Raw genomic sequence first — 26,529 nt, forward strand, 5'->3', positions numbered from 1 at the left:
ACCAGGCGCCTTCGTCCAACCTCGTGTCCCCCGCCTTCCGGCCGGGGTCGGTGTCCGTGTCGCTCTGACCTGGAATAAGTTACGCGAAGGGAAACGAGAACACCAAATCGCCAGGTCAGCGTCGCTATTCGGCCGATTCAGGGCACCCAGTACTTGGCAGCCAGCTCCTCGATCACCCGATCTCCCTCCGATGCCTGTTCCAACGTCGCGAGGTCGGAGTCGATGGAGACCAATCGTGGGTCGTCCCCCTCCGCCTCCTGGACTGGATGCCCCCCGTCCTCGGCCAGCTGACGCAACAGCTTCTCGCGCACCCGGTCCTTCAGCGAATCGCTCATATCGAAATCATGGTCGCGCGGCGATGGGTTGTCGAGAGTGCAACGCGGTCACTCCTCGGTCTCGTCCGGCGCCTTCACGTTGTCGCTCTTGCCGAAGACTCGCAGCGCGGTCGGAATGAGGACGATCAGCGCGCCCAGGATCGCGATCAACGAAAAGACCTGCATTGCCATCTGTGAACCGACTCTCTGTTTCGTGCCCGCGGCGACCAGGTGTCAGACCGGCGCGAGCCAGCTTCCCCAAGATGTGTTCCTGGTGACGGTAAACGCCGCAAGGAGAATGAGCACACCGACTGTCACTCTCGGTCCCACCACGAAGATGCGGTCGCGTCGTCCTTGCCAGCGGTGACGTGCCCAGCCGATCCAGGCGAAAATCATGACCGCGATGAACGGGACGATCAGAACATTGCCGGCGACGGCCGCGCCGAGGTCGAGGTTGGTCAGGTCGTGCACCGCCCGCAGCCCTCCACAGGCCGGGCACCACCACCCGGTCAGCGCGTAGACGGGACAGAAGCCGTACGAACCCGGCTGGTGCGGGTCCCGGAAGTGGAGGACGGCGGCCGCAACCACGGCGCCGGCGGCGACAGCGGCGGGTGCTCCGAGCGCACGCAGACCGACCGCCCGCGTCGCCGGAGTTCCACTCTGGGTGTCCACCCGTCCAGTCTTCCCGATTCTTCCGATCTGCGGTGGATCGGACCCCCGGAGACGACTCTGGCCCTTCCCGACTGATCGGGAAGGGCCAGAGGACCGCTGAGCTGCCTGAGAGAATCGAACTCTCGACCTTTTCATTACGAGTGAAATGCTCTACCGACTGAGCTAAGGCAGCGGTGCCTTTCGGCGGTGGCGAGTCTAGCGCCTCAACCCCGAGTATGCGAAAACGGCTCCCTGAACGCGTCGCCGAGAGTGGCCACCATGGCGTCGACAGCCCACTGCGGTTTGACGTTGACGGTGATCGCCTCACGGCACTCGAGGACCGCTTCGATGCACTTCAGAAGGCCTTCCGGGGTTGTTCGCGACGCGAGGTCGGCGGCCCGATCGGCCATGTCCGGGTGATTCGCGGCGGCGTTCGACTTCCACGTGACGGCGAGCGCGTCGCGGTAGAGACCGGCCAGATCGATCAGTGCGCGGTCGAGTGCGTCACGGCCCGTGCGAGTGGCCCGGGACTTCTGGCGCTTCTCGAGATCCTTCAGCACACCCGCCGAGCCGCGGAGCGCTCCGGCCGCCCCCTTACCGGTACCGCCCGCGCCCAGAGCGGTGCGCAACTCTTCGGTCTCCTGCTCGTCCCGGGCGGCACTCATCTCCTTAGCCTCCGCGTCGGCGGAACGCACCAGTTCTTCCGCAGCGGCAAACGCGGTGGCGGGCCGCAGCGCCGCGACCGCCAGGTCCAGCGCGTCCTTCCGACGCACCTTGGCGTTCAGATCCGTCGCGAGACGCCGCGCCCGGCCGACATGGCCGCCGCTGATCGAGGCCGCCAGTTGCGCGTCTTCAGGGGCCAGCCCGTCCCGCTCACGCAGGACCTTGGCGATGGAGTCGGCCGACGGCGTCACGAGATGGATGTGCCGGCAGCGCGACCGCAGCGTCACGGAGATGTCCTGCGGGTCGACGGACGGAGCGCACAGCAGGAACACGGTGCGGTCCGGTGGCTCCTCCACCACTTTCAGGAGCGCGTTGGCCGCACCCTCGGTGAGCCGGTCCGCGTCCTCGACGACCACGATCTGCCAGCGCCCGGTACTCGGCCGGCGCGCGGCGGTCTGCACGATGGCGCGCATCTCCTTGACACTGATGCTCAGGCCCTCGGGGACGACCTGCCGGACGTCACCGTGGGTGCCGGCCATCGCGGTGGTGCAGGCGTGGCAGACGCCGCAGCCGGGAGTGCCGTCGCTCGTGCACTGCAGGGCGGCGGCGAAACACTGCGCCGCCACCGACCGACCCGAGCCGGGTGGGCCCGTGAACAGCCACGAGTGCGTCATCGCGGAGCCCATCTCGCCGACTCCACGACGGGCGGCAGTCGCCGCGGCCGTCAGTTCGGACTCGACGTCCTCCTGGCCCACCAACCGGTCGAATACCGTCACCGCGCCAGCCTAACCGGCACGTGCGACATCCCTACCGGCCCGAGGTACCGGCTCACGCCTTCTTGTCCGCGGCCTTCTTCGAGGCGGCCTTCTTGGCCGGCGCCTTCTTGGCAGCGGTCTTCTTCGCGGCCTTCTTGGCGGGGGCCTTCTTCGCAGCGGCCTTCTTCTTGACGGGGCCGCGGGCACGCCGATCCGCGAGCAGTTCCGAAGCGCGAGCGTCGGTGATGGACTCCACCTCGTCGCCCTTGCGGAGGCTGGCGTTGGTTTCACCGTCCGTGACGTACGGACCGAACCGGCCGTCCTTGATCACCATCGGCTTCTCGCTGACCGAGTCGACGCCCAGCTCACGCAACGGCGGGGTGGCGGCGGCCTGACGCCCGCGGCGTTTGGGCTCCGCGTAGATCTTCAGCGCCTCCTCGAGGGTCACCGTGAACATCTGGTCCTCGGTGGCGAGGGACCGCGAGTCCGTGCCCTTCTTCAGGTACGGGCCGTAACGGCCGTTCTGCGCGGTGATCTCCTCCTTCGACTCCGGATCGACACCCACCACACGCGGCAGCGACAGCAGCTTGAGGGCGTCGTCGAGAGTCACCGTCGCCAGGTCCATGGACTTGAGCAGCGAGCCCGTCCGCGGCTTCGGACCGGTGGCCTTCTTCGCCGCCTTCTTCGCGGGCGCCTTCTTGGCGGCGGCGGTCTTCGTCTTGGTCGTCCCGTCGGACGATTCGTCGGTCACCGGCACCACGGCGGGTTCGGGCTCCGGTTCCGGCTCGGGCAGGATCTCGGTGACGTACGGGCCGAAGCGGCCCTCCTTCGCGACGATCTCGTGCCCCGTCAGCGGGTCGACGCCCAGCTTGCGACCCTCCTGCGGAGTGGAGAACAGCTTCTCCGCGTACTCCGGTGTCAACTCGTCAGGCGGAAGGTCGTCGGGCAGGTTGGCGCGCTGGGAGACGAGGTCGCCCTCGGGGTCGTCCGGGTTCTGGACCATCCGTTCGAGGTACGGACCGAACCGTCCGACGCGGACGTGCACTTCCCGTCCCTCGGAGTCGTCGAAGAGCCTGATCGAGTTGACCTCGCGGGCGTCGATCTCCTCGAGGTTGACGCCGACCATCTTCTTCAGGCCGCCCTCACGGGCCACCGAACCCTCGGCTCCGTGATCGCCGCCGAAGTAGAAACTGCTGAGCCAGTTGCCGCGTTGTTCGCGGCCACCGGCGATCGCGTCGAGGTCGTCTTCCATACCGGCGGTGAAGTCGAAGTCGACCAACCGTCCGAAGTGCATCTCGAGAAGGCCGATCACGGCGAACGCCACCCAGGACGGGACGAGCGCGCTGCCGCGCTTGTAGACGTATCCGCGATCGAGGATGGTCTTGATGATCGACGAATACGTGGACGGGCGGCCGATGCCCAGCTCTTCGAGGGTCTTGATCAGGCTCGCCTCGGTGTACCGGGCGGGCGGGTTGGTGGTGTGGCCGTCGGGGTCGAGTTTGGTGGCGGTGACCGCCTGGCCCTCGACGAGAACCGGCAGACGCGACTCGGCGTCGTCGGACTGCCCGCCGGCCTCCTCGTCGACGCTCTCCACGTAGGCCTTCAAGAATCCGGCGAACGTGATCGTGCGGCCCGATGCGGAGAACGTGCACTCCTCGCCGGTGCCCGCGGTTCCGGTGATCCGCAGCGTCAGCGTCGTGCCTCGCGCGTCGGCCATCTGCGACGCGACAGTGCGCTGCCAGATCAGCTCGTACAGGCGGAACTCGTCGGTGTCGAGGCGCGAATGCAGCTGACCGGGGGTCTGGAACACGTCGCCGGCGGGGCGGATCGCCTCGTGCGCCTCCTGCGCGTTCTTGACCTTGCGGGTGTACTGCCGCGGAGTGTCGTGCACGTACTCGGCGCCGTACAACTCGGTGGCCTGCGCCCGGGCGGCAGCGATCGCCGACGACGACAGCGTCGTCGAGTCGGTACGCATGTAGGTGATGTAACCGTTCTCGTACAGGCGCTGCGCGATGCGCATGGTCCGCTCGGACGTGAATCGCAGCTTGCGGCCCGCCTCCTGCTGCAGCGTCGACGTCATGAACGGCGCGTAGGGCTTGCGGGTGTACGGCTTGCTCTCCGCGGAGGAGACGGTGAGATCGACACCCGCGAGGGACTCGGCCAGACGCTGAGCCCGCGCCTCGTCCAGGACCGTGACGGTGCTCGTCTTCAGCTGTCCGTCCGAACCGAAGTCGCGGCCGGAGGCCACCCGGGACCCGTCGACGGTCACCAGACGCGCCCCGAAACTGCGGGGGCTGGCGTCCGCGCCGGCGTCGAGAGTCGCGGAGATGTCCCAGTAGGAGGCCGAGCGGAACGCCATCCGCTCGCGTTCCCGCTGCACGATGACGCGCGTCGCGACGGACTGCACGCGGCCTGCCGACAGCCGCGGCATGACCTTCTTCCACAGCACGGGGCTGACCTCGTAGCCGTACAGACGGTCGAGGATGCGGCGGGTCTCCTGCGCGTCGACCAGGTCGTTGTCGAGCTCGCGGGTGTCCTCGGCCGCGGCGCGGATGGCAGGCTCGGTGATCTCGTGGAAGACCATCCGGCGAACCGGGATCTTCGGCTTGAGCGTCTCGAGCAGGTGCCAGGCGATCGCTTCGCCCTCGCGGTCGGGGTCGGTGGCGAGGAAGAGTTCGTCGGCGTCCTTGAGGAGGCTCTTCAGCTCCGTGACCTTGGACTTCTTCTCCGGGCTGACCACGTAGAGCGGTTCGAAATCCTCGTCGACGTTGACGCCGAGCCGCGCCCACGACTCACCCTTGTACTTGGCCGGGACGTCGGCTGCTCCTCGCGGAAGGTCGCGGATGTGGCCGACCGACGCCTCGACGACATAGTTCTTCCCGAGGTACGGGGCGATCTTGCGGGCCTTGGTCGGCGACTCGACGATCACGAGGCGGCGAGGCTGGCCGGACGCTCCCGCCGCACCCTGTGCACTGCCGTTGTCCCCTTTAGCCACGTGAAGCCCGAGCCTTCCTGAAGTCGATCGCTGCCACTCGACAGTTGTGCAGACAAACCCTTTTATACCCGGTTCGCCTATTACTAGAGTGACATACCCGGAACCCATCCTCGCAGATCAGTACCGTCTACACGGCTCTACACGTGGGGCCAACCGGTACGGTCGTCCACGTTTCCGGGAGCCTCGCCGATGCTCTCGACGAGTCTGCCGAGCCTACGCCGACCCGAGATCCGGAGCCCCGGACCGGACCCACGGGTGCCGATCAGCGTCGGCGCGATGCCCGCCCGCATCAACGCCTGCGCCAACGGCGCGTGGGTATCCGGGGCGTGCGGATCGAGTCCGAGGACGAACCGTTCGCCCTCCGCTTCACCCCTGCCCGACGCAAGCGCCCACACCCTCAGCTGACGCCCCGACGGCACCCAGCCGGAGGGCACCGCCTTCACCGCTCCCCTCGTCCACTGGTCCGCGAGAGGCCGCAGGTCGACGACGGACGCGGTGCGGACCAGGGGGCTGCCTTCGTCGCTGCGCGTGATCTCGACCTCGAGTCCGGCCTGCTCGATCAGCTCCGCGATCGCCTCCGCCCGCCACTGCGCGTCGACCACGATCGAGATGCGTGCCCGCCCGCCGGACGTGACCACCTGGCCCGTCGCCGCGAGCAGACCGCACAGATCGGTGACTGCCGGCGGCATCGCCTCCGCGGAGAAGAAGGAGAGCTGGCTCACTGAAGTACCCCCTTTGCCACGGCACCGTTGCCGTGAAAACGACTCGTCCCCCACCGCCTCAGGCGATGGGGGACGAATCAGACGCGGCCGCGAGGACCCCGCCTATCTGATTTACGTGTTCACGAACGTGAACGGCAGAATCAGACTGCGCGAACGCCGGTTGCCTGGGGACCCTTGGTGCCCTGGCCGACCTCGAACTCCACGCGCTGGTTCTCCTCGAGGGTGCGGAAGCCGCTGCCCTGGATCTCGGAGTAGTGAACGAAGACGTCAGCGGAGCCGTCTTCGGGTGCGATGAAGCCGAAGCCCTTTTCCGCGTTGAACCACTTCACAGTGCCCTGTGCCATGCTTTTCCTTCTCTTTCTAACCACCGGATTCGGCGGACAGCACATACAGTCCGCCGGGCCGGTTCCGACCGCTGTACTTCTAGATTTCCCCCTCAGGAAAAGCAGAGCACCGCGTTCGCAACATCGATCCTGCGAACGTTCACTCTTTCAAGCCTACGAACACAGAAGCTGCGACCAGTTGTAGTCAACCATGAACTCCGGGAACGCAACAGTCGAAATCCGAACAATTCACACAAAAAGTTGATCTTGTAGCGAACAGGCACGGAACTGGGCATTAGCGACGGCGTCGCGACACCCCGGACGACAGGCCTCCGGAGGCACTCGTTATCATCAAATGCGCAGGTCGTGGCGGTGTGGAAGCTACTCGCCCGTCCCTACGACAGCCCGGAGACTTCAGTGAGCACACCGTTTTCACCCCGTGACGACAGTGGAAATACGGGCGAAACATACGGCCGAACACTCCTGAACCGAGTCCTCGAGGGTGTTCCCCGGGACGAAAAGCCGCTCACTTTCGCCGCAGAAATGCCCGCCCGGACTTCCCAGCTGTCGGAATGGCCGGCCTGGGCGCACCCGAGCGTCGTCCGGGCCATGCAGGAGAACGGGATCGCCCGCCCCTGGACCCACCAGGCCGCTGCCGCCGACCTGGCGCATCACGGCACGAACGTCGTGGTGTCCACCGGCACCGCCTCGGGTAAATCCCTCGCCTACCAGCTTCCGGTACTCACCACTCTGGCAACGGATCCGCGGGCGACCGCCCTCTACCTCTCGCCGACCAAGGCGCTGGGGGCGGACCAGCTCCGGGCGGTGACGGCACTCATCGACTCCGAGGTCCTGGACGCCGGGGACGACCTGCGCGGTGCGTACCCGTGTGCGTTCGACGGCGACACCCCACTCGAGGTGCGGCACTGGGCCCGGGAGAACTCGCGGTGGCTCTTCACGAACCCCGACATGCTGCACATCTCGCTTCTCCGGACCCATCAGCGATGGGCGCACTTCTTCCGCAATCTGGCGTACGTGGTGATCGACGAATGCCACTCCTACCGTGGCGTCTTCGGTTCGAATGTCGCGCTCGTGCTGCGGCGGCTGCGACGCATCGCGGCGCGGTACGGCGCCGACCCCGTCTTCGTCCTCGCGTCCGCCACCACCGCCGACCCCGGGGCGGCGGCGTCGAGGCTGATCGGGGCGCCCTGCGCCGAGATCGTGGAAGACGGTTCGCCGCACGGTCCCCGGACCGTCGCGCTGTGGGAACCCCCGCTCATGCGGGAGGTCACCGGGGAGAACGGGAGCCCGGTCAGGCGGCCCGCAGGCTCCGAGGCCGCCCGCATCATGGCCGATCTGATGGTCGAAGGCGCCCGCACGCTGACCTTCGTGCGCTCCCGCCGGGGCGCCGAACTGACCGCGATGGCGACCAAACGTCTACTCGGGGAGATCGATCCCGCACTCGCGTCGCGCGTCGCGTCGTACCGGGCCGGTTACCTCGCCGAGGACCGGCGTGAACTCGAGACAGCCCTCGCCGACGGCACCCTGCTGGGCGCGGCGACGACGAATGCGCTGGAACTGGGCGTCGACATCGCCGGCCTCGACGCCGTCGTCGTCGCCGGGTTCCCCGGCACGGTGGCGTCGTTCTGGCAGCAAGGCGGCCGGTCCGGCCGGCGCGGCGAAGGTTCGCTCGTCGTGCTGGTCGCGCGAGACGACCCGCTCGACACGTACCTCGTCCATCATCCGGCCGCGCTGCTCGACAAGCCCGTCGAGGCCACCGTCACCGACCCGAGCAATCCGTACGTCCTCGGCCCGCAGTTGCTCTGCGCGGCAATGGAACTACCACTGTCCGACGCGGAGGTCGAAGCGTTCGGGGCACTCGACGTGCTCGCGAAGCTGTCGGAGCAGGGACTGATCCGCCGGCGTGTACACGGGTGGTTCGTCACCGCCGGCACAAATCCTCATGGCGCAGTGGATATCCGGGGTGGAATCGGAACCCAGGTTGCGATTGTCGTGTCGGAATCCGGACGCATGCTCGGGACGGTCGACACCGGCCGCGCTCCGGCCACGGCGCACCCCGGTGCCGTGCACATCCATCAGGGCGAGTCGTACGTCGTCGACGAACTCGACCTCGACCAGGGTCTCGCCCTCGTCCACGCGGAGGACCCCGACTGGACGACGTCGGCCCGCGAAACCACCGAGATCACCGTCACCTCGGTGCTCGAGCAGAAGCAGTTCGGCGACGTGGAGGTCGCGCTCGTCGAGGTCGAGGTGACCCATCAGGTGATCGGGTACCTGCGGCGACTGTCGTCCGGCGAGATCCTCGACGCCGTCGAACTGGACATGCCGAAGCACACCCTCCCCACCCGCGCAGTGATGTACACGGTCACCCCGGAACTTCTGCTGCAGGCGGGTGTTCCGGCGGAGCGCGTGCCCGGGGCGCTCCACGCCGCGGAACATGCGGCGATCGGTCTCCTGCCCCTCGTCGCGGTGTGCGATCGAGGCGACATCGGCGGCGTCTCGACGGCGTTGCACGCCGACACCGGACTTCCCACCGTGTTCGTCTACGACGGTCATGCCGGTGGCGCCGGATTCTCCGACCGGGGGCACGCCGAACTCACCCGCTGGCTCGGCGCGACCCGCGAAGCGATCCGCTCGTGCGAATGCACGTCCGGGTGCCCGTCCTGCGTGTACTCGCCGAAATGCGGAAACGGCAACGATCCCCTGGACAAGGACGGGGCGATCCGGGTCCTGTCGGCGGTGCTGGACTCGCTCGGCTGAGATACGGGCCTTCCGATCAGCGCAGATACAACCGCACCGTGTCGATCACGTCGCGGAGCAGGTGAATCTCCTCGCCGGTCGGCGGCGCGGTGACCGTGACATCGTCCGCGACCTTCAACTCCCAGCCGGTCTGGGCCCGCACGTCGTCGACGGTGACCCCCTCGTGCACGCTGACCAACTCGAGTTCGTCGAACGGGCCCTGCCGCGACAGCACGCCGAGGTTCGTGAACACCTTCGTCACCCCGCGACCGCGGGGGGCGATCCCGTCGCCCGCCGCCCGGGCCCGGACCGGGCTCGGCGACGTGCAGAAGTCGAGTTCCGCGGGGAAGGCGCTCGGATCGTGGCGCCGCATCACCACGAAGATCTCGCCGGCGTTGGGCATGATTTCCACGGCACCACCGGCACCGGGCAACCGGACCGTCGGCTTGTCCCAGTCGCCGATGATGCTGGTGTTGAGGCTGCCGTACCTGTCGATCTGGGCGGCGCCGAGAAACCCGACGTCGACGTTGCCGCCCTGCAGCACGTACCCGAACAACGCCGACATCGACACCACCGACTCCGCACCCGACACGACCACCGAGTCGGCGATGCCCTCGGCCATCGCGCTGGGATGGGCGCCGCACACGCCCGATTCGTAGATCAGTTCGACGTCCGGGTTGCTGGTCCGCTTGGCCAGGTCGACGGCGAGCGTCGGCAGTCCGACGCCGGCGAAGACACGTCCCTTCCCGGCGAGTTCACGGGCGGCGACGGACACGATGACCTCGGTCGCCGAGATCCCTCCGACTCGTGCTGTGGTCATTTTCTGCTCCCGTAGTCGACCGGTTCGGACAATCGAGGCGCGACGGCGAGGTCGTCCCAGTAGTCGCCGCCGAGTTTGTCCAGGTACTCCTCGTGATTCGCGGTGCCGTGGACCCACTCCTTCAGCCACGCCTGGAGGAGTCCCGAGTCCTTGCTGATCGCGGTCCAGCGCCGGTAGAACCCGCAGTCCCGGTCGTAGTAGCCCTGCACATAAGAGGGGTGCGCCCCACGTGGACAGACGACGACGGCGTCGACGGCGTGGGAGGGGATCACCGTTCGGTTGGGGTCGGAGCGGACGACGTCGTCGTCGACGATCTCCTCGACGACCACGATCGCCTTCCTCGCGGCGTAGACCGCCTCCTGCTGGACCCCGGAGATCCCCCAGATCTGCACATTGCCGTGACGGTCGGCGCGCTGCGCGTGAACGATGGTGACGTCCGGGTTCAGCGGCGGAACGACGTACACGGTGCCCTCCCCGTACGGGTCGTCGACCAGGCGAATTCGGGGATTGAGCCGCGGAAGATCGCTTCCGGCGTAGGACCGCAGCGGAAAGAACGGCAGACCGGCCGCGCCGGCCTGATAGCGGCAGACCATTCCGTAGTGGCTGTACTCCTCTACCTCGAGCGGCACCGGATCGTGGCGCTCGATGCGTCGTCGCAACTCGTGCAGCGACCCGGCCGAGCCGCTCGCGAAGAACGACGCCACGAGCTTGGTGACGCAGCCGGCGGCCACGAGTTGATCGGACACGATGTCCGGCGTCATCCGGCACAGCGTCAGGTTCTGGCGCTGCTGCCGGATGATCTCGTGCGCAGCCGCGAACGAGATGAGATGCGAGAAGCCCTCGAGGCACACGGTCATGCCGTCGTCGACGTACGTCTCGATGGCCTCCGCCATGCTGACCACTTTGCTCATTGCCATGCCCTTCTCCGGACCGGCCGGACGTCGCTTCGGGACCGTTCCGACCTGATTACCGCCGTCGCGCTCAAAAGTGTTGACAGTTCTATTGCTCGAACTGCAATAGTTCTGTCGTGGAGATTTCTCAGATCACTGCCTTTCTCGCGGTCGCCGAGGAGTTGCACTTCGGCCGGGCCGCACAGCGCCTGCACTCGGCTCAGCCCCCGCTGAGCAGAACCATTCGGCAACTGGAGAAGCAACTCGGGGCAACCCTGTTCGACCGGAACACCCGGAACGTCCGCCTCACCTCCGCCGGCGAGGCACTGCTCGGCCCGGCGCGCGAGATCCTGGACGCCTGCCGGCTCGCGGAGATCGCCGTCGCCGCCGCCGGGCGCGGCCAGATCGGCCGGGTGCGCATCGGCTTCTCCGGCGTCTCGTCCCATCTGCTCATCGGACGGTGGGCGAAACTCGTCCGACACACTCATCCGGGCATCGAATTCGTCTTGAACAGTTCCGCTTTCGCGAGCGAGGCACTGAACAAACTCCTCGACGGAACCCTCGACATCGGTCTGGGCCGGTGGATCTTCACCCCGCCCGGCATCGCGTCCCGTGTCATCCTCAACGAGGACTTCGTGGTGGCCGTGACCGCCGACCACCCGCTCGCAGGCAAGGACGGCGTCCGGATCGAGGAGCTGGCGACCGAGCCCTGGGTGGCACTGCCCGCCGATCCCGGATCCGCGCTGCGCGACTCGCTGCAGAGGGCGGCCCACGATGCCGGTTTCACACCCCGGATCGTGCAGAGCGCACCGGACTCGATGTCGTTGATGGCGTTGGTGTCCGCGGAAGTCGGCTGCGCGTTGACCGTCTCCTCCGTCGTCGAGAACGTCAACAACCCGGATGTCGTGTTCCTCCCACTGGTCGGAGGTCCCAGCACTCTGCAGTTGCGGATCGCGTGGCGAGCGGACGACGACAGCGCCGCGTTGCGGGAAGTCCTCAGGCTGTCCGAGGAGGCGTTGCCTACTCCCGAAGGACCGCCCACTCCGGACTGACACCGCGCGGTCAGGAGTGGGCTGTCGCATGTGCCTGCCCTGCGCTCGGAGTGCCGTCGGCCTCGTCGTCGTACTCGACGTCGAGTTGCAGTTCGTCGGCGTCGGATTGCTCCGCCGTCGACAACCGGCGCGCGTCGTATCCGGTCCGGTTCAGGAGCAGCAGCGTGCAGACCAGCGACACGACGGCGTAGCCGGCCGACACGAACGCGACACCGACGATGTTGCCGGACGAGTTGAGCATCCACTGCGCCAGCACCGGGGTACCGCCGCCGACGATCAGCGAACACAACTGGTAGGCCGCGGACAGTCCGGTGTAGCGGATGTTGGCGGGGAAGGCACGCGCGAGCACACCGGCGATGGCGCCGTAGAACATCGAATGCGGAATGGTCGCGAGGCACATCGCCACCACGGCGACGGCGAAGTTCTCGGTCCGGATCGCGAAGAACATCGCCGGCATCAGCACGAACTCGGGAATCACCATGATGCACATGGCTTTCCGCATATCGATTCGGGACACCAGGACGGCGCCGAACGGCTGCACGATGAACTGCACCACGAGGGCGATCGCGATGGCACCGAGGAACGTGCCACGGTCGTAGCCGAGTTCGCTGGTGGCCCACGACAACGCAAAGGTGTTCTTGAAATACGTCACCTGCGCCAGGGGCAGCGCGCCCGCACCGAGCAGGACGAGGACCCAATGCTTTCGCAGCACCTCACCGATCGGCAGTGCGACGGTCTTCTTCCGCTTCAGCACGGTCTTCATGGCATCCGACTCTTCGAGTTTGAGGCGGATGACCATGCCGACGATCACCAGGACCGCGGAGATCAGGAACGGGATTCGCCAGCCGTACAGCACGAATTCCGGGGTGGGCATCGCGGAGAGCAGGAAGAACGCCATCGTGGCCAGAAGGTTTCCGGCGGGCGACCCCTGCTGCGCGAACGCGGAGTACAGAATTCCCTTGCCCTTGGGTGCGTTCTCACTGGCGATCAGGACGGCACCGCCCCACTCTCCACCCACGGCCACGCCCTGAACGACGCGGAGGAAGACCAGCGCGACCGGCGCCCACACTCCGATCTGCGCGTAGGACGGCAGGAGACCGATCCCGACCGTGGCGGTCCCCATCATCACGAGCGTGATGACCAGGGTGGTCTTCCGGCCGATCTTGTCGCCGAGATGCCCGAAGACGATGCCACCGATCGGTCGGGCGAGGAACCCTGCCCACAGCGTGACGAACGCGAGCAGGGTGCCCATGCCCGCCGGCAGGGTGTCGGAGAAGAACACCTGACCGAAGACCAGGGCGGACGCGGTGCCGTAGATGTAGAAGTCGTACCACTCGATGGTGGTGCCGATGAACGAGGCGATGCCCGCTCTCCGTGCTTTCGTCTCGGCCTCGGTCCGCTGCGGTGGTGCCGTGGTCATGTAGTGCCCTCTCTCGCCAAGGGGAGTGGTGTGAATGGAAACCAGCTCGCTTCAGTGAGACTCGCATCACAGGATCCATGCCGTCCAATACTTCTCCGGCCGAGGATTATTACCGATCTGGTCATAATCCGGGAAACCCCGCGCACGCTGGAGCGATGGGCGTCACCAGTGCCGCCCCGCCGTCGACGTCACTCCGCGGGGCCCGCCCTCGCCACCGCCCGGGCGTCCCGGACCCCCGGCACGGACAGCAGCACCGGCGCGGTGACCGCGACCTCCACGTCCCAGTCGTCGACCTCACAGGACACGACCTCGGTGCGCATCCGCCCCGCGACCTCCCGCGCCGCGTCGCACGCCGCGTCGGTGCCGCGGTCCAGAGCGACGGCCGCAGCGAGAGCGGCCAGATCCGCGGCCGACTGCGCGCGGTGCCGCACCGCCACCGCCGAACCGACGTGCACCAGCATCGCCGTGACCACCACCAGGGCCGCGAGCGCACAACACGCCAGCACCGTCGCGGCCCCGCGGTCGTCGGAGATCCCCGCACTCACCGGCCTCCCCCACTCCACCCCGGCACCGTGGGTTCGAGAGCGGCCACCGCCTCCGCGGAGATGGTCACCAGCGGAAGAAGTGGGCTGTGTGCCCGCACAGTCGCGACGACGAACTCCCCCTCGGTCCGTACGGACACGTCGGCGCCGCCCGGGGCCACCCTCTCCGCCGCGGAGATTGCCGACTCGTGATCTCCGCGGGCGGCGAGCCGGGCGGCCTCGCGCGCCGAATCGACACACCGGACATGCAGCGTCACCGCGGTGATCGCGCCGACACACAGCACGACCACCGCGACGATCGACGCGATCGCAATCGCCGCCTCCACCGTGACACCGCCCGCGTCCGACCGGCGCAGGTTGTCGGCGAACCTCATCACACCGCGGTGTTCAGCGCTTTGTCGATGATGTTCGTCAACGCCGTGACGATGCTGTCGCCGGTGACGACCGAATACAGGACGGCCCCGAACGCCGCGGCCGCGATGGTGCCGATGGCGTACTCCGCGGTCGACATGCCGTCCTCGTCCGTCGCGAGCAGAGCGAGGTGGGCCGTCAGTGCCCGCACTGCCGCCAGAGACCGGATTCCGTGTTTCATGATGTTCCCCCTTCAGAGTGACCGGCGCAGCGGTTCTGCGCCGGAAGTGTCTGCGTGTCACAGCAACCCGCCGTCCAGTACGCGCGAGGCGAGCCCGACGACGACCGGGATGATCCCGAGGCAGATGAACGCCGGCAGAAAGCACAGCCCGAGCGGACCGCTGATCAGCACGCCCGCCCGTTCGGCCGATGCCGCCGCCAGGTGCTCGACCTGGGTGCGGCCGTCGGCGGCGAGTTCCGTCATCGAACCGGCGAGCGACGAACCCGATGCCGCCGACCGTCGCGCCATCCGGGCGAGCGATTCGGTGGCCGGGTCCGACGCCGCCGCCTCCCACGCGGTCGCCGCGTCCGCGCCGAGCGAGAGCAGGTCTGCGGCACGGCGAAGCGATTCCGACAGCGGCGCCGGCGCGGACCGCGACACCGCCTGCGCCGCGGTCGCGACCGGTAACCCTGCGCGCAGGCACGCTGCCAGCAGGTCGAAGGCGGCGGCGGTCGCGAGCGGGTCCTCGCGGCGTGTGGGGTCGTCCGCCGCGGCCACCGAATCGCCCGGACCGCCGGTGTCGCCGCGCAGTCGCTGCACCGGTGATCTCGGTGCGGGGAGAACCACCACGGCACACGCGAGGAGAAGTACCGCGCCCCAGATCATCCCGTCACCCGTCCGGTGATCCGGTCGGTCCACAGCAGTCCCGCGCACACCAATCCCGCACCGAGCAGCAGCAGGATGCCGCCCACCCCGCCGCCGAACAGCACCGCCAGCGGAGACGCCCCCATCATCTGACCGAGACCGACACCCAGGAGCGGCAGGCCGGCCAGCACGGTCGCCGTCGCCCTCGCTCCGGCGAGGGACGCCTCGGTCCGCTGACGGAAGCGACTGCGCCCCAACAGGTCCGTCCGCGCCGCCTCGAGCAGCTCCGCCAGCGCGAGACCGTGCGCGTCGGCCACCGCCCAGATGTCGGCGATCCGCCCCAACTCGGTGCCGACCCGGGAGTCCGCGATCCGGAACCCGTCGGCTGCGGATCCCCCGAGCCGCGAGCGTGCCGAAGCGGCCCGGAACGCCGCCGACACACTGCCCACCGATTCGTCGGCCGCCGTCCGGCATGCCGCGGCGGGATGCGCACCCACGCGGAGTTCCGCCGTCACCACCTCGAGGCCCGCCAGGACGACGCGCAGATCGGCGTCCTTCGCTCGGGCCGACCGACGTCGCACCGACCTGAACCGCACTGTCACACAGACGATCACCGACGCCAGAACGGCGCAGATCCCGCCCAGTTCGTACACGACCGGAGCGCACACGAGTGCGGCCGGAACCGCCCAGGGCAGACCCATCCGCCGCCGGGAACCTCCCCGTCCGGCAACCGCGAGCAAGCGCGGACGCGACCGCGCGGACGGCACCGCCAGTACCGCACACGCCAGCACCATCAGACCTGCGATCACGACGCCTCCCCACCCGCCACCGCCGGTTCCCGCCGAGAACACCAGCGGCGGAGCCGGTCCACCGCCGGCCCCTCCCCCGTGTCGTGACTCCAGGCGGGAACGATCGTGACGCGTCCGTGCTCGTCGCGAGTGACGACACCGATCTGCGTCAACTGCCGTGCTCCGCTCGACGACCGGTGGACGTGCAGGATCACCTGCACGGCCGCGGCCAGCTGACTGTGCAGCGCCGCGCGGTCCATTCCGCCCAGTGCCGCAAGCGCTTCGAGCCGGGCAGGCACCTCCTCGGGCGAGTTGGCGTGCACCGTTCCGGCGCCACCGTCGTGACCGGTGTTGAGCGCCGTCAGCAGGTCGACCACCTCCGCGCCCCGCACCTCACCCACCACGATCCGGTCGGGTCGCATACGGAGGGACTGCCGAACGAGATCCCGGACGGTCACCTCGCCCACGCCCTCGACGTTGGGCGCCCGGGCCACCAGCCGGACCACGTGCGGGTGCGTCGGCGCCAACTCCGCGGCGTCCTCCACACAGACGATCCGTTCGGCCGGATCCACCGCGCCCAGCAACGCGGCCAGCAGCGTGGTCTTCCCCGCCCCGGTGCCGCCGGTGACCAGAAAGGCGAGGCGTGCGTGCACGATCTTCACCAGCAGATCGTGAGCCGCCTCGGTGACGGCGCCGCCCGCGACGAGCGCGCCGAGCCCCTGGGTGGCCGGGCGCAGCACCCGCAGCGACAGGCAGGTGCCGCCCTGAGCGACGGGCGCGAGGACGGCATGCAGCCGTACACCGAACGAGCCGTTCCCGACGTCCCGCAGCCTTCCGTCGACCCACGGCTGAGCGTCGTCGAGGCGGCGACCGGCCGACAGCGCGAGCCGCTGGGCGAGTCGGCGCACCGCCGCCTCGTCCGTGAACCGGACCGCTGCGCGTTCGAGTCCGCGGCCGCGGTCCACCCACACCCGGTCCGGCGCCGTGACGAGCACGTCCGCGACACCGGGCTCCGTCAGCAGCGACTCGAGCGGGCCCGCACCCGTGAGTTCGGTCATGAGCACCCGCAACGCACCGAGCAGGTCGGTGTCGCCGAGCACGCCGCCGGACTCTGTCCGGATGGCCGCGGCGACCGTCGCGGGTGTCGGCTCGCCGGACGTGTGCGCGAGGCGTTCGCGCACACGGTCGAGGAGGTCGGGGGTGACGAGGGAACTCATGCCGCCCACTCCCGGGTCCGCGGTCTGTTGCCGACGGTATCGAGGACCGCGTCGGCCGCGGCGCCCAGCGGGGAGCGCCGCCCCGGCCGCAGACCGCCGTGTTCGAGCATTCCGGTGAGCGCGCGCTCGGCGCGCATCGATGCGATCAGTTGCAGGTCGAGGACCTCCGCCACGTCGGCGCCGCGAAGCCCGCCCGGTGCCGGGCCACGGACCACGAGTCCCTGGTTGGGATTCCGTTCGGTGATCCACTGCGCCACCTTCCCCGCGGCGATGCAGGCTCGGACGGTCGCGGGCACGACGAGGACCACGAGGTCGGCGAGTTCGAGGACGACTTCGCTGACCGGGCCCGGGAACCGCGACACGTCGCACACGACCAGGTCGCCGGCCTGTCGCCCGGCGTCGGTGACAGCGCGGACCGCGGCCGCCGTCGGTCCCGCGCCGTGCCCGGTCCTGCTGCAGGCGAGGACCCGCAGGTGCTCGCCGCGGGCGGGCAGTGCGTCCCGGAGCGCGCCCGCGGATATCCTGCCGCCTTCGATCGACAGTCCCGACCACCTCAGTCCTGGCACGTCCTCGATGCCCAGCAGCACGTCGAGCCCGGATCCCCACGAGTCGGTGTCGAGCAGCAGTGTGGGCTGCGGCCGCGTCGCCGCGGTGAGGGCTGTCGCCGCCGCCAGGGTGGAGGCGCCGGCCCCGCCGCAGCCGCCGACCACGGCGACGACGGTTCCGTCCGCGTCGGGCCGCTGGGGCTGCTCGCCGAGAACGGCGACCAGGGCCGACTCGTCGTCGGGCACGGCCAGCACGTGTTCGGCGCCGACCGCGGTCGCGATCCGCCACTCGTCGATGCCCGGCGGGCCGTCGCAGAGCAGCACGACCCGGCGCCGGCGCGGGAGGCGGTTGCGGCACGCGGCGGCCGCACGCGCGTCGAGCACGACGATCGGCGCGCTGCCCCAGGCGTGCCGGGCGTCGGCGATCTCGGTCTCGTTCAGCGTCCGGTCGGCCGCCGCCGCTACGCGCCTGATGCTGTGCAGCAGCGCCGGATCGTCGACCAGCACCAGCACTTCACCACCGTCTCGTGCGTCCATGCAGCGAGCGTGCCTGCTGCCGGAGACCCGCGGCAGGTGCCGTGCTCGAATTGTGGACAACTTCGGGGCTGTGGATAAAAACTGGTACTACCGCACCAATTTCTTGGGAGCAGGGCGCGCGGGGCGGCGGACCGGCCGCAGACAGAGGACGACCCTCGCCAGGGGGGGAGGAGGCGAGGGTCGTCAGTGTTCAGCCCCGGGGGGTCGGGCTGAACATCGTCCGGATCAAATCCGGACATCAGCAATACTACACCTCCCCAGATCAGTATTTGCAAGTTCAACTGTTCAAATGTTTTACGGTGTCGGAGATACCGAACGCCCCTGTTCCGGGCGGTTGCACGGAACACGCACCCAGGGCCGAAGTCCGCATATCCTTGGACATTGTGACCGCGAAGCCACAGAGAAGTGCCAAGACAGGTCGACACACCGAAACGGGTCGGGTTGCCGCATTCTTCGACCTCGACAAGACGATCATCGCGAAATCCAGCACGCTCGCCTTCAGCAGACCGTTCTTCGACCAGGGCCTGATCAATCGACGGTCCGTCCTCAAAAGCAGTTACGCACAGTTCTTGTTCCTGCTGTCGGGCGCGGACCACGATCAGATGGAGCGGATGCGCGCCTACCTCACGAGCATGTGTGCGGGCTGGAACGTGGAGCAGGTCCGGTCCGTCGTGGCCGAGACCCTCCACGACATCGTGGACCCCCTGGTTTTCGCGGAGGCCGCCGACCTCATCGCGGACCACAAGCTCCGCGGTCACGACGTCATCGTCGTCTCGGCGTCGGGCGAGGAGGTGGTGACGCCGATCGCCGAAGCACTCGGGGCGACGCGCAGCATGGCCACCCGCATGGCGGTCGCGGACGGGCTCTACACGGGGGAGGTGGAGTTCTACTGCTACGGCGACGGCAAGGTCGAGGCGATGCGGCAACTGGCCGACGAATGCCACTACGACCTGTCGGTATGCTACGCCTACTCCGACTCCGTGACCGACCTGCCGATGCTGACCGCGGTCGGCCACCCGACGGCCGTCAACCCGGACCGGGCGCTCCGGAAGGCCGCGGCCGGAAACGGTTGGCCCATATTGACTTTCTCGAATCCGGTCTCCCTCAGGGCGCGCCTCCAGGCGCCGTCCGCCACCACCGTGGCGACCACCGCCGCGGTGAGCGTCGGGGCCCTGGTGGCGGGCGCATTCACCTATGGAGTGTTGCGCCGCAAGCGCTGACCGCCGCAACCCGCGACACGGTCACAAACCTAATTTGATACTTGATGTGAGGGGGGTCACGGGGTACAAAGGAGTTACGGAAGAACGGAAGGCCAAGGTCGACCCAGAAGAGAAGGATCGATCTCCCGACCAGGATTCCCAGCACGGGCACTAGGTACCCACGCGAAGCATAAGCCACTATAAGGGCAAAAGCGTTGTGGGCCTGCGAGACTCGAGTCTTCACCGGCAAGGACCCTGCACAGGTTGCAAGGACGACCCGACGATATTCGGACTCTCGCCGAGGCCACCCACACAACCCACCATTGCACGCTTGGTAACCGGTTGTCCGTGCTAACGGGCGGCGAAGTCGACACCAGTCGGCAGCGCCGCCCGTTTCACATGTTCGGGAACATGTTGCCGTGCAACGGATTCCAGTCAGCTCGCCGCCGCTTCCGCGATGGACGTGGCCTCGCGGGCTCCGGCCTCCAGCGCACCGCAGCAGAGGACGACCCAGCTCCCGACCCCCTCCGGTTCGCCCGAGGCGAAGGCCGCGGCCCCGTTGCGGTACGCCTGCTGCCGGCGCAACCAGCTGACCTCCGGAACCCCGAGATTGTGGGGATCGAGCCCACTCGACACCGAGACCAGACGGGACGCGGCGCGCGCGACGATGCCGTCGCCCACCCCGAACGGCCTCAGCGTCAACAATTCACCGTGCACCACTGCCGCCAGAATCGGTGCGGGTGCGGCCGTGCCCCCCGTCACGAGCTGAGCCAGACCGTCGAGTCGCTCCGCGACACCGGCCCCGGCTCGTGGCCTGCCGAGCAACTCCTGATCCTCCACGAGATCGGCCGCGGCGAGCAGATGCAGCCGCGCGAGAGCCTGCAGGGGCGCGCGCTGCCAGGTGGACTGCAGAAGCGTGAGCGCGTCACCGTCGAGGGCCTGCCCGACGCGCAAGGCACCCGACAGGATGGGGTCGCCGGCCTCACCGGGGGTAGGCAGCTCGGTGCTGCCCCCGTCCAGCGACGCGGAGGCGCGGGCCGCCCTGACGGCCGCCTCGGCCGCGGTGGTCGGCCAGCCGCGCCGGTTGGTCTTGTGGCGGTGAACCGCGCCGAGCGCGTCGCGCGCACGGTCCGCGGCTTCGCGGACACCGGGAAGGTCGACGAGGGGCTGCAACGGGTCGCTCACGTACCGGAACGCTACCCGGCGCCGCCGCGGGTCAGGCGCCGAGCCGGATCGATCCGCCGGGAATCGCGTCCAGCAACTTCCGCGTGTACTCCTCCTTCGGCGCCGTGAAGACCTCGTCGGTGGTGGCTTTCTCCACGATCGCGCCTGCAGACATGACGAGCACGTCATCGGCGATCTGCCGTACCACCGCCAGGTCGTGGGTGATGAACAGATAGGTCAGACCCAGTTCCGCCTGCAGGTCGTTCAGCAACGTGAGGATCTGGTCCTGGACCAGCACGTCGAGCGCCGACACCGCCTCGTCGCACACCACCATCTCGGGCTGCAGCGCCAGCGCCCGGGCGATCGCCACTCGCTGCCGCTGGCCCCCCGACAACTCGTTCGGGAACCTCCGCATCACCGAAGCCGGCAGCGCCACCTTGTCCAGCAGGTCGCGGACCCGCGCTTCCCGCTCCGCCTTCGTCCCCACCTTGTGGGTGCGCAGTGGCTCCTCGACGGTGCGGAAGATCGAGTACATCGGGTCGAGCGTGCCGTACGGGTTCTGGAAGATCGGCTGCACCCGGCGGCGGAACGCGAGCGTCTCCCTGCGGTCCAACGTCGCGACGTCCTTGCCGTCGAACACCACATTCCCCGATGTCGGAGCGAGCAGTCCCAGCACCATCTGCGCGACCGTCGACTTGCCCGACCCGGACTCGCCGACGATGGCCGTGGTCGTGCCGCGCCGGACCGCGAACGAGACGTCGTCGACGGCGGTGAAGTCGGTGGACTTCCGTAATCCGTGGCGGATCTTGAACACCTTGGTCAGCCCGGTGGCCACGACCACGTCGTCCGTGGCCTTGCCGAATTCGACGCCGATCTGCCCGTGCTGTTCCGCCTCGCCCACCACCTCGAGCGCGTGCTCCCGGATGTCCGCCCGGGCCAGCGAAGAACTCCGCCGTTGCGACGCCAGCGACGGCGCCGCGGCCACCAGCTTCCGGGTGTACGGGTGACGCGGCCGCTGCAGGATCTCCAGCGCGGGCCCCGCCTCGACCACCCGCCCCTTGCTCATCACGATCAGGTGCTCCGCCCGCTCGGCGGCCAGACCGAGATCGTGGGTGATGAGCAGGACCGCGGTGCCGAGGTCGTCGGTGAGACCGTCGAGGTGGTCGAGGATCTGACGTTGGACCGTCACGTCGAGGGCCGACGTGGGCTCGTCCGCGATCAGCAGTTGCGGGCGTGCCGACAGCCCGATGGCAATGAGCGCGCGCTGGCGCATGCCCCCGGAGAACTCGTGCGGATACTGGCCCAGCCGGTTCTCGGCGTCGGCGAGCCCGGCCTCCTCGAGGAGTTCGGCGGCACGCGCCTTCGCGGCCTTACCCTTCGCGATCCCGTTGGCTTCCAACGCCTCCTCGATCTGGAATCCGACCTTCCACACCGGGTTGAGGTTGGACATCGGGTCCTGCGGGACCAGGCCGATCTTCTTCCCGCGCAGCGCGACGAACTCACGCTCGGACGCCTCCGCCAGGTCCTGTCCCTCGAACAGGATCTGACCGCCCGTCACCCGTCCCGTCCCGGGCAGCAGGTTGATGATCGCGTGGGCGGTGGTGGACTTGCCCGAACCGGACTCACCGACGATCGCGACCGTCTGCCCCGGATACACCGTGAGGCTGACCCCGCGCACCGCGGGCACGAGCCCGGAATGGGACTGGAACGACACCTCCAGGTCCCGGATCTCGAGCAGCGGCACCTCGTCGCCCGAATTCTGCGGGCCGGCCGCATCGTTCGCGGTCATCGCGCTCACCTCTTCCGGGCCTTGGGATCGAGTGCATCCCGGAGGGCGTCGCCCATCATGATGAAACCGAGCACCGTGATCGCCAGCGCGGTCGCCGGGTAGAACAGGATCGGCGAACCTTGACGCAGCGTGACCTGGGCGGTGCTGATGTCTCCGCCCCACGAGATCTCGGTGGACGGCAGCCCGATGCCGAGGAACGACAGCGTCGCCTCGGCCACGATGTAGATGCCGAGGGAGATGGTCGCGATCACGATGATCGGGGCCAGGGAGTTCGGCAGCACGTGCCGGATCAGGGTGCGCACGTTCGAGACGCCGAGCGCCCGCGACGCCATCACGTAGTCGTTGCTCTTCGCCGAGATCACCGCGCCTCGAGCGATTCTCGCCATCTGCGGCCACCCGAACAGGGCGAGGACGACGATCAGCGTCCAGATGGTGCGGTTGGTGAACAGCTGCATCAGGACGATCGCCGCGAGGATGAGCGGGATGCCGAAGAAGATGTCGGCGACCCGGGACAGCAGCGAGTCCACCGCGCCGCCGTAGAACCCGGCGACCGAACCGAACACCACGCCCACCACGAGCACGATCGACGTGACGCCGACACCCACCAGCACCGACGCCCGCGCCCCGTGGATCGTGCGGGAGTAGATGTCGCAGCCCTGCTTGTCGAATCCGAACCAGTGGCCCGCCGACGGTCCCTGCATGCTGAACGCGAGATCGCAGAACCGGGGATCCGTGCTGGTGAACAGGTCCGGAAACGCCGCCACAGCGACCACCACGACGATGATCACCGACGCGACCAGGAACAATGGACGCTTACGGAGGTCGCGCCACGCGTCCGACCACATGCTCGTCGGCGGCTGGTCGATGTGGACGGCGTCGGTCTCCCCCGGCGCCGCCACTTCCTCGGGCGCCACGAAATGCGCCTGACGGGTCTTCCGGTCGCCCGGGCGGGCGTCCTCCACTTTCTCAGACATAGCGAATCCTCGGGTCCAGCGCGGCGTACAGGAGGTCGACGATCAGGTTGGCGAGCAGATAGATGACGATCAGCACTGTCACGAAGGACACCACCGTGGGCGCCTCACCGCGGGTCACCGCCTGATAGATCGTGCCGCCGACGCCGTTGATGTTGAAGATGCCCTCCGTGACGATCGCGCCGCCCATCAGGGTGGCGAGATCGGCGCCGAGAAACGTGACCACCGGGATCAGCGAGTTCCGCAGCACGTGCACCTGCACCACCCGGCGCCGCGAAAGACCCTTGGCCGTCGCTGTTCTCACGTAGTCGGCGGTGAGGTTCTCGGCGACCGACGTCCGCGTGAGCCGGAGCACGTACGCGAACGACACCGACCCGAGGACGAAGGCGGGCAACAGCAGATTCTTGAAACTGGTGTTGCCCCCGACCGTCGGCGGCACCAGCCCCCACTTCACGCCGATGAAGAACTGGGCCAGGAAACCGATGACGAAGATCGGGATCGCGATGATCACCAGGCTGACGAGGAGGACGGAACTGTCGAAGATGCCGCCCTTGCGGAGCCCGGCGAACAGGCCGAAGCCGATCCCGAAGATCCCCTCGATCGCCAGTGCCATCAGTGACAGCTTGATGGTGATCGGAAAGGCCTGCGCCAGGACCTCGCTGACGGGGCGACCGGAGAAGGACGTGCCGAAGTCGAGCGTGAAGATGCCCTTCAGATACAGGAAATACTGCATCAGGAACGGTTGGTCGAGGTGGTACCGGGCGCGGAGCTGCGCCGCCACCGCGGGGCTGAGGGCCTTGTCGCCCGCCAACGCGGCGATCGGGTCGCCGGGAAGCAGGAACACCATCGCGTAGATCAGGAAAGTGGCCCCGATGAACACGGGAATCATCTGGAGCAAACGGCGACCGACGTACCAGAGCATCGGATCACCTCCTATTCGTCGGGGACCGTGACGTCAGGAATCCGGAGCCTCGGCCCGTACTCCCGAACGGGCCGCGAACTGACAGCTCGCGGCCCCACCCGTCGGAGAACTTCCCGTGCGTCAGTTCTTCTCGATGTCCGAATACATCGGGATGCCCTTCCAATCGATGACCACGTTCGACACGTTTTCGGACCAGCCGCTCGCCGCGTTGCGGTACCACGTCGGGACCGCGGGAAGATCGCGCAGGAGAACCTCCTGCGCCTGGTTCAGCAGGTCCTGGGCCTTCTCGGGATCGACCTCACCCGCGGAGGCGCGCAGCAGGCGGTCGAACTCGGGGTTCGAGTAGTCGCCGTCGTTGGAGCTGCCGCCGGTCTGGTAGTTCTGTGCGAGGAAGCCGTACTGCTGCGGGTAGTCGCCCTGCCACCCCGAACGGAACGCGCTGGGGATGGTCCGGTTGGTGGCCTCCGTGCGGATCTGCGCGAACGTCGGATACTCCTTGCCCTTCGCGTCGATACCGAGGGTGTTGCGGATGTTGTTGGCGGTGGCGTCGACCCATTCCTTGTGGCCGCCGTCCCCGTTGTACGCGATCTCGAAACTGCCCGACCACGGGGCGATGGCGTCGGCCTGGGCCCACAGCCGCTTCGCCGCCTCCGGGTCGTACTTCAGGTTGCTGTTGCCCACGAGCGAATCCGACCAGCCCTCGATGGCCGGACTGGTGAAGTCGAGCGCGGGGGTGCGGGTGTTGTTGTAGATCTGCTGGGTGATCTGGTCACGGTTGATCGCCATCGAGATGGCCTGCCGGCGCAGCGTGCCCTCCTCACCGCTGAAGTGCGGCAGACGGCCCGGGATCGTGAACGTCTCGATGGTCGCGGACGGCTGGTTCACGGTGCGACCGGGCAGGTCGGTCTCGAATGTGGTGACGGCACTCGGCGGCACCTGGTCGAGGACGTCCACATTGCCCGCGAGCAGATCCGTGTAGGCCGTGTCGAGGCTGTTGTACATGACGAAGTCGACGCCGGCGTTCTTCGGCTTGCGGTTGCCGTTGTAATCGGGGTTCACGACGGTGTCGATGCGCACGTTGTGCTGCCACGCCCCGGGACCCGACATCATGTACGGACCGTTGCCGACGGGATTCTCGCCGAACGCGGCCATGTCCTGGTACGCCACCGCGGGCAGCGGGTAGTACGCGGCGAAACCGAGACGGTCCGGGAAGGCGGACTCGGGTTGCTTCAATTCGATCGTGAACGTCGAATCGTCGACCACCTTCAGTCCCGACATGGTCTGCGCCGTGGGGTTCTCGGCAGCTACCTCGTCGTAGCCCTGGATCGGGTCGAAGAAGGATGCCTGGAGCTGCGCGTTCGTCGACAGCGCGCCGTAGTTCCAGGCGTCGACGAACGAGGCCGCGGTGACGGGTGTGCCGTCCGTGAACGTCCAGCCGTCCTTCAGTTTCACCGTGAAGTTCTTGCCGTCGGTCGTCTCGATGGACTCGGCGACCTCGTTGTTCACACCACCGTCGGAGTCGTAGGAGACGAGCCCCGCGAACAGCGCATCGACGACGCGGCCACCCTGATTCTCGCTGGTATTGGTGGGAATCAACGGATTCTGCGGTTCACCCGCCCAGGCGTTGACGATGCCGCTGCCGCCTCCGCCCGTCGAGTCGCCGGACGAGCAGGCGGACAGCATCCCTGCTGCCAGGCCGACCGCCAGAACGGCGGTTGCCACACGTGTGATGCGCAAGACGTTCCTCCCAGATCTGCATGGTTCCGGGCAGCCGTGCCGGGCGCAGCCCGAACGATGGGATGACGATAAGTCAACGTTTCAATCTGTGTGGCCACGACGGGTGAAACTCGCGGAATCGGCACCCGATCGAAACATCGTCTGCAGAGAGGTCGCCACTCGTCGTCCGCGCTTGCCGTCCGTCGCGCCTATTCGACCGATCGTCGCAGAATATGGGCATGCAACCCTGTGCAACGGTGCGCTCGGGAGCCCTTGTGACTACCCTCACACGTGCTAGAAGTGCCGAATTCGAGACTGGAAAGAAGGCCGGCCCACAATGACCAGTGCAGCACAGGCGAGCGGAGCGACGGGGAAGGCCGCACAGGCGAGCGGAGCGACGGGGAAGTCCGAACCGCACGACGGCATCCCGGTGGCCTACGCGCCGAGCCCCGAGTTCACCGCTACTGCGAACGCCGGACCCGAACTCCAGGCTGCCGCAGACGAGGACCGACTCGCATTCTGGGCGACCCAGGCCGAGCGCCTGCACTGGCACACGCC

General features: G+C 68.1%; 26 protein-coding genes and 1 tRNA gene. 4 read left to right on the forward strand and 23 right to left on the reverse strand.

Translation table 11 applies throughout. From position 1 onward, the window contains the following. Positions 1–137: 137 nt before the first annotated feature. From ACFU5V_RS42175 to ACFU5V_RS42210, 8 genes are all read right to left on the reverse strand, one after another. Positions 138–335, reverse strand: coding sequence for a hypothetical protein (locus ACFU5V_RS42175; RefSeq protein WP_378442615.1), 198 nt, complete (start codon positions 333–335; stop codon positions 138–140). A gap of 48 nt (positions 336–383) precedes the next feature. Continuing rightward, positions 384–506, reverse strand: coding sequence for a hypothetical protein (locus ACFU5V_RS42180; protein ID WP_005248443.1), 123 nt, complete (start codon positions 504–506; stop codon positions 384–386). A 42-nt stretch (positions 507–548) separates the two neighbouring features. Next, positions 549–986, reverse strand: coding sequence for a DUF2752 domain-containing protein (locus ACFU5V_RS42185; RefSeq protein ID WP_378707278.1), 438 nt, complete (start codon positions 984–986; stop codon positions 549–551). Between the two features lie 99 nt (positions 987–1,085). Continuing rightward, a tRNA-Thr gene (locus ACFU5V_RS42190) sits at positions 1,086–1,158 on the reverse strand. Positions 1,159–1,189: 31 nt separating this feature from the next. Beyond that, complete coding sequence (locus tag ACFU5V_RS42195; protein WP_378433857.1) at positions 1,190–2,404, reverse strand: DNA polymerase III subunit delta'; 1,215 nt, start codon at positions 2,402–2,404, stop codon at positions 1,190–1,192. 52 nt (positions 2,405–2,456) lie between these two features. After that, positions 2,457–5,378, reverse strand: a complete 2,922-nt coding sequence (topA, locus tag ACFU5V_RS42200; RefSeq protein WP_378433858.1) for a type I DNA topoisomerase — start codon at positions 5,376–5,378, stop codon at positions 2,457–2,459. Positions 5,379–5,515: 137 nt separating this feature from the next. Beyond that, entirely contained in the window at positions 5,516–6,100 is a 585-nt protein-coding gene (locus ACFU5V_RS42205) for a hypothetical protein (RefSeq protein WP_378433859.1), read from the reverse strand. A gap of 140 nt (positions 6,101–6,240) precedes the next feature. Further along, positions 6,241–6,444 carry a cold-shock protein gene (locus ACFU5V_RS42210; RefSeq protein WP_005248460.1) on the reverse strand — a complete coding sequence of 68 codons (204 nt, stop codon included), beginning with the start codon at positions 6,442–6,444 and terminating at the stop codon, positions 6,241–6,243. Positions 6,445–6,840: 396 nt separating this feature from the next. Here ACFU5V_RS42210 and ACFU5V_RS42215 point away from each other — a divergent pair, with 396 nt between their 5' ends. Then, on the forward strand, positions 6,841–9,204 hold the full coding sequence (locus ACFU5V_RS42215) for a DEAD/DEAH box helicase (RefSeq protein WP_378707280.1): 2,364 nt from the start codon (positions 6,841–6,843) through the stop codon (positions 9,202–9,204). 16 nt (positions 9,205–9,220) lie between these two features. On the opposite strand, the gene ACFU5V_RS42220 is transcribed toward ACFU5V_RS42215, so the two are convergent. Further along, the gene (locus ACFU5V_RS42220; protein WP_378433861.1) at positions 9,221–10,003 is read right to left on the reverse strand and encodes a CoA-transferase subunit beta; all 783 of its coding nucleotides are present in this window, start codon (positions 10,001–10,003) and stop codon (positions 9,221–9,223) included. After that, the gene (locus ACFU5V_RS42225) at positions 10,000–10,920 is read right to left on the reverse strand and encodes a CoA transferase subunit A (RefSeq protein ID WP_378707282.1); all 921 of its coding nucleotides are present in this window, start codon (positions 10,918–10,920) and stop codon (positions 10,000–10,002) included. The genes ACFU5V_RS42220 and ACFU5V_RS42225 overlap by 4 nt, the downstream gene beginning before the upstream one ends. 110 nt (positions 10,921–11,030) lie before the next feature. Here ACFU5V_RS42225 and ACFU5V_RS42230 point away from each other — a divergent pair, with 110 nt between their 5' ends. Further along, a complete protein-coding gene (locus ACFU5V_RS42230; protein WP_378433863.1) occupies positions 11,031–11,945 on the forward strand; it encodes a LysR family transcriptional regulator in 915 nt (304 codons plus the stop codon). Between the two features lie 10 nt (positions 11,946–11,955). Here ACFU5V_RS42230 and ACFU5V_RS42235 read toward each other — a convergent pair whose 3' ends face one another. The 8 genes from ACFU5V_RS42235 to ssd form a co-directional block, all read right to left on the reverse strand. Continuing rightward, positions 11,956–13,365 carry an MFS transporter gene (locus ACFU5V_RS42235; RefSeq protein ID WP_378707284.1) on the reverse strand — a complete coding sequence of 470 codons (1,410 nt, stop codon included), beginning with the start codon at positions 13,363–13,365 and terminating at the stop codon, positions 11,956–11,958. A gap of 188 nt (positions 13,366–13,553) precedes the next feature. Continuing rightward, on the reverse strand, positions 13,554–13,910 hold the full coding sequence (locus tag ACFU5V_RS42240) for an Rv3654c family TadE-like protein (protein WP_378433865.1): 357 nt from the start codon (positions 13,908–13,910) through the stop codon (positions 13,554–13,556). Next, positions 13,907–14,281 (reverse strand): TadE family type IV pilus minor pilin, encoded by a 375-nt coding sequence (locus ACFU5V_RS42245; RefSeq protein WP_378433866.1) that lies wholly within the window; start codon positions 14,279–14,281, stop codon positions 13,907–13,909. Before ACFU5V_RS42245 ends, ACFU5V_RS42240 begins: the two co-directional genes overlap by 4 nt. Next, positions 14,281–14,499 carry a DUF4244 domain-containing protein gene (locus ACFU5V_RS42250; RefSeq protein WP_012691430.1) on the reverse strand — a complete coding sequence of 73 codons (219 nt, stop codon included), beginning with the start codon at positions 14,497–14,499 and terminating at the stop codon, positions 14,281–14,283. Before ACFU5V_RS42250 ends, ACFU5V_RS42245 begins: the two co-directional genes overlap by 1 nt. A gap of 57 nt (positions 14,500–14,556) precedes the next feature. Further along, the gene (locus ACFU5V_RS42255) at positions 14,557–15,144 is read right to left on the reverse strand and encodes a type II secretion system F family protein (protein WP_378433867.1); all 588 of its coding nucleotides are present in this window, start codon (positions 15,142–15,144) and stop codon (positions 14,557–14,559) included. After that, on the reverse strand, positions 15,141–15,932 hold the full coding sequence (locus ACFU5V_RS42260) for a type II secretion system F family protein (protein WP_378707287.1): 792 nt from the start codon (positions 15,930–15,932) through the stop codon (positions 15,141–15,143). The genes ACFU5V_RS42255 and ACFU5V_RS42260 overlap by 4 nt, the downstream gene beginning before the upstream one ends. After that, entirely contained in the window at positions 15,929–17,128 is a 1,200-nt protein-coding gene (locus ACFU5V_RS42265; protein ID WP_378433869.1) for a TadA family conjugal transfer-associated ATPase, read from the reverse strand. The genes ACFU5V_RS42260 and ACFU5V_RS42265 overlap by 4 nt, the downstream gene beginning before the upstream one ends. Beyond that, positions 17,125–18,210, reverse strand: coding sequence for a septum site-determining protein Ssd (gene ssd, locus ACFU5V_RS42270; protein WP_378707289.1), 1,086 nt, complete (start codon positions 18,208–18,210; stop codon positions 17,125–17,127). Before ssd ends, ACFU5V_RS42265 begins: the two co-directional genes overlap by 4 nt. Before the next feature lie 383 nt (positions 18,211–18,593). Here ssd and ACFU5V_RS42275 point away from each other — a divergent pair, with 383 nt between their 5' ends. Continuing rightward, positions 18,594–19,430 carry an HAD-IB family hydrolase gene (locus ACFU5V_RS42275; protein ID WP_378433871.1) on the forward strand — a complete coding sequence of 279 codons (837 nt, stop codon included), beginning with the start codon at positions 18,594–18,596 and terminating at the stop codon, positions 19,428–19,430. Positions 19,431–19,844: 414 nt separating this feature from the next. Here the strand turns inward: ACFU5V_RS42275 and ACFU5V_RS42280 are convergent, their stop codons facing one another. The 5 genes from ACFU5V_RS42280 to ACFU5V_RS42300 all read right to left on the reverse strand — a co-directional run bounded on the left by ACFU5V_RS42280 (position 19,845) and on the right by ACFU5V_RS42300 (position 25,992). Continuing rightward, positions 19,845–20,594, reverse strand: coding sequence for an oxidoreductase (locus ACFU5V_RS42280; RefSeq protein WP_378433872.1), 750 nt, complete (start codon positions 20,592–20,594; stop codon positions 19,845–19,847). Positions 20,595–20,625: 31 nt separating this feature from the next. Next, positions 20,626–22,362: a dipeptide ABC transporter ATP-binding protein gene (locus tag ACFU5V_RS42285; RefSeq protein WP_378433873.1), complete on the reverse strand. Its 1,737-nt coding sequence runs from the start codon at positions 22,360–22,362 to the stop codon at positions 20,626–20,628. A gap of 5 nt (positions 22,363–22,367) precedes the next feature. Next, positions 22,368–23,336 (reverse strand): ABC transporter permease, encoded by a 969-nt coding sequence (locus ACFU5V_RS42290; RefSeq protein ID WP_378707291.1) that lies wholly within the window; start codon positions 23,334–23,336, stop codon positions 22,368–22,370. Continuing rightward, positions 23,329–24,255: an ABC transporter permease gene (locus ACFU5V_RS42295; protein WP_206007388.1), complete on the reverse strand. Its 927-nt coding sequence runs from the start codon at positions 24,253–24,255 to the stop codon at positions 23,329–23,331. The genes ACFU5V_RS42290 and ACFU5V_RS42295 overlap by 8 nt, the downstream gene beginning before the upstream one ends. Before the next feature lie 120 nt (positions 24,256–24,375). Continuing rightward, complete coding sequence (locus tag ACFU5V_RS42300) at positions 24,376–25,992, reverse strand: ABC transporter substrate-binding protein (RefSeq protein ID WP_378707293.1); 1,617 nt, start codon at positions 25,990–25,992, stop codon at positions 24,376–24,378. A 316-nt stretch (positions 25,993–26,308) separates the two neighbouring features. Between ACFU5V_RS42300 and ACFU5V_RS42305 the strand changes: the two genes are divergently transcribed. Beyond that, the coding region (locus ACFU5V_RS42305) for a hypothetical protein (RefSeq protein WP_378433876.1) at positions 26,309–26,529 on the forward strand (221 nt) is incomplete at its 3' end.

Origin of the sequence: Rhodococcus sp. NPDC057529, assembly GCF_042802055.1 — a bacterium.
GTDB lineage: Bacteria > Actinomycetota > Actinomycetes > Mycobacteriales > Mycobacteriaceae > Rhodococcus_F.

Coding starts and splice junctions, on each gene's coding strand:
- ACFU5V_RS42175 (WP_378442615.1), bottom strand. CDS start 335: ATGAGCGATTCGCTGAAGGACCGGGTGCGCGAGAAGCTGTTGCGTCAG.
- ACFU5V_RS42180 (WP_005248443.1), bottom strand. CDS start 506: ATGGCAATGCAGGTCTTTTCGTTGATCGCGATCCTGGGCGCGCTGATC.
- ACFU5V_RS42210 (WP_005248460.1), bottom strand. CDS start 6,444: ATGGCACAGGGCACTGTGAAGTGGTTCAACGCGGAAAAGGGCTTCGGC.
- ACFU5V_RS42220 (WP_378433861.1), bottom strand. CDS start 10,003: ATGACCACAGCACGAGTCGGAGGGATCTCGGCGACCGAGGTCATCGTG.
- ACFU5V_RS42225 (WP_378707282.1), bottom strand. CDS start 10,920: ATGGCAATGAGCAAAGTGGTCAGCATGGCGGAGGCCATCGAGACGTAC.
- ACFU5V_RS42235 (WP_378707284.1), bottom strand. CDS start 13,365: ATGACCACGGCACCACCGCAGCGGACCGAGGCCGAGACGAAAGCACGG.
- ACFU5V_RS42245 (WP_378433866.1), bottom strand. CDS start 14,281: ATGAGGTTCGCCGACAACCTGCGCCGGTCGGACGCGGGCGGTGTCACG.
- ACFU5V_RS42250 (WP_012691430.1), bottom strand. CDS start 14,499: ATGAAACACGGAATCCGGTCTCTGGCGGCAGTGCGGGCACTGACGGCC.
- ACFU5V_RS42255 (WP_378433867.1), bottom strand. CDS start 15,144: ATGATCTGGGGCGCGGTACTTCTCCTCGCGTGTGCCGTGGTGGTTCTC.
- ACFU5V_RS42265 (WP_378433869.1), bottom strand. CDS start 17,128: ATGAGTTCCCTCGTCACCCCCGACCTCCTCGACCGTGTGCGCGAACGC.
- ssd (WP_378707289.1), bottom strand. CDS start 18,210: ATGGACGCACGAGACGGTGGTGAAGTGCTGGTGCTGGTCGACGATCCG.
- ACFU5V_RS42285 (WP_378433873.1), bottom strand. CDS start 22,362: ATGACCGCGAACGATGCGGCCGGCCCGCAGAATTCGGGCGACGAGGTG.
- ACFU5V_RS42290 (WP_378707291.1), bottom strand. CDS start 23,336: ATGTCTGAGAAAGTGGAGGACGCCCGCCCGGGCGACCGGAAGACCCGT.
- ACFU5V_RS42295 (WP_206007388.1), bottom strand. CDS start 24,255: ATGCTCTGGTACGTCGGTCGCCGTTTGCTCCAGATGATTCCCGTGTTC.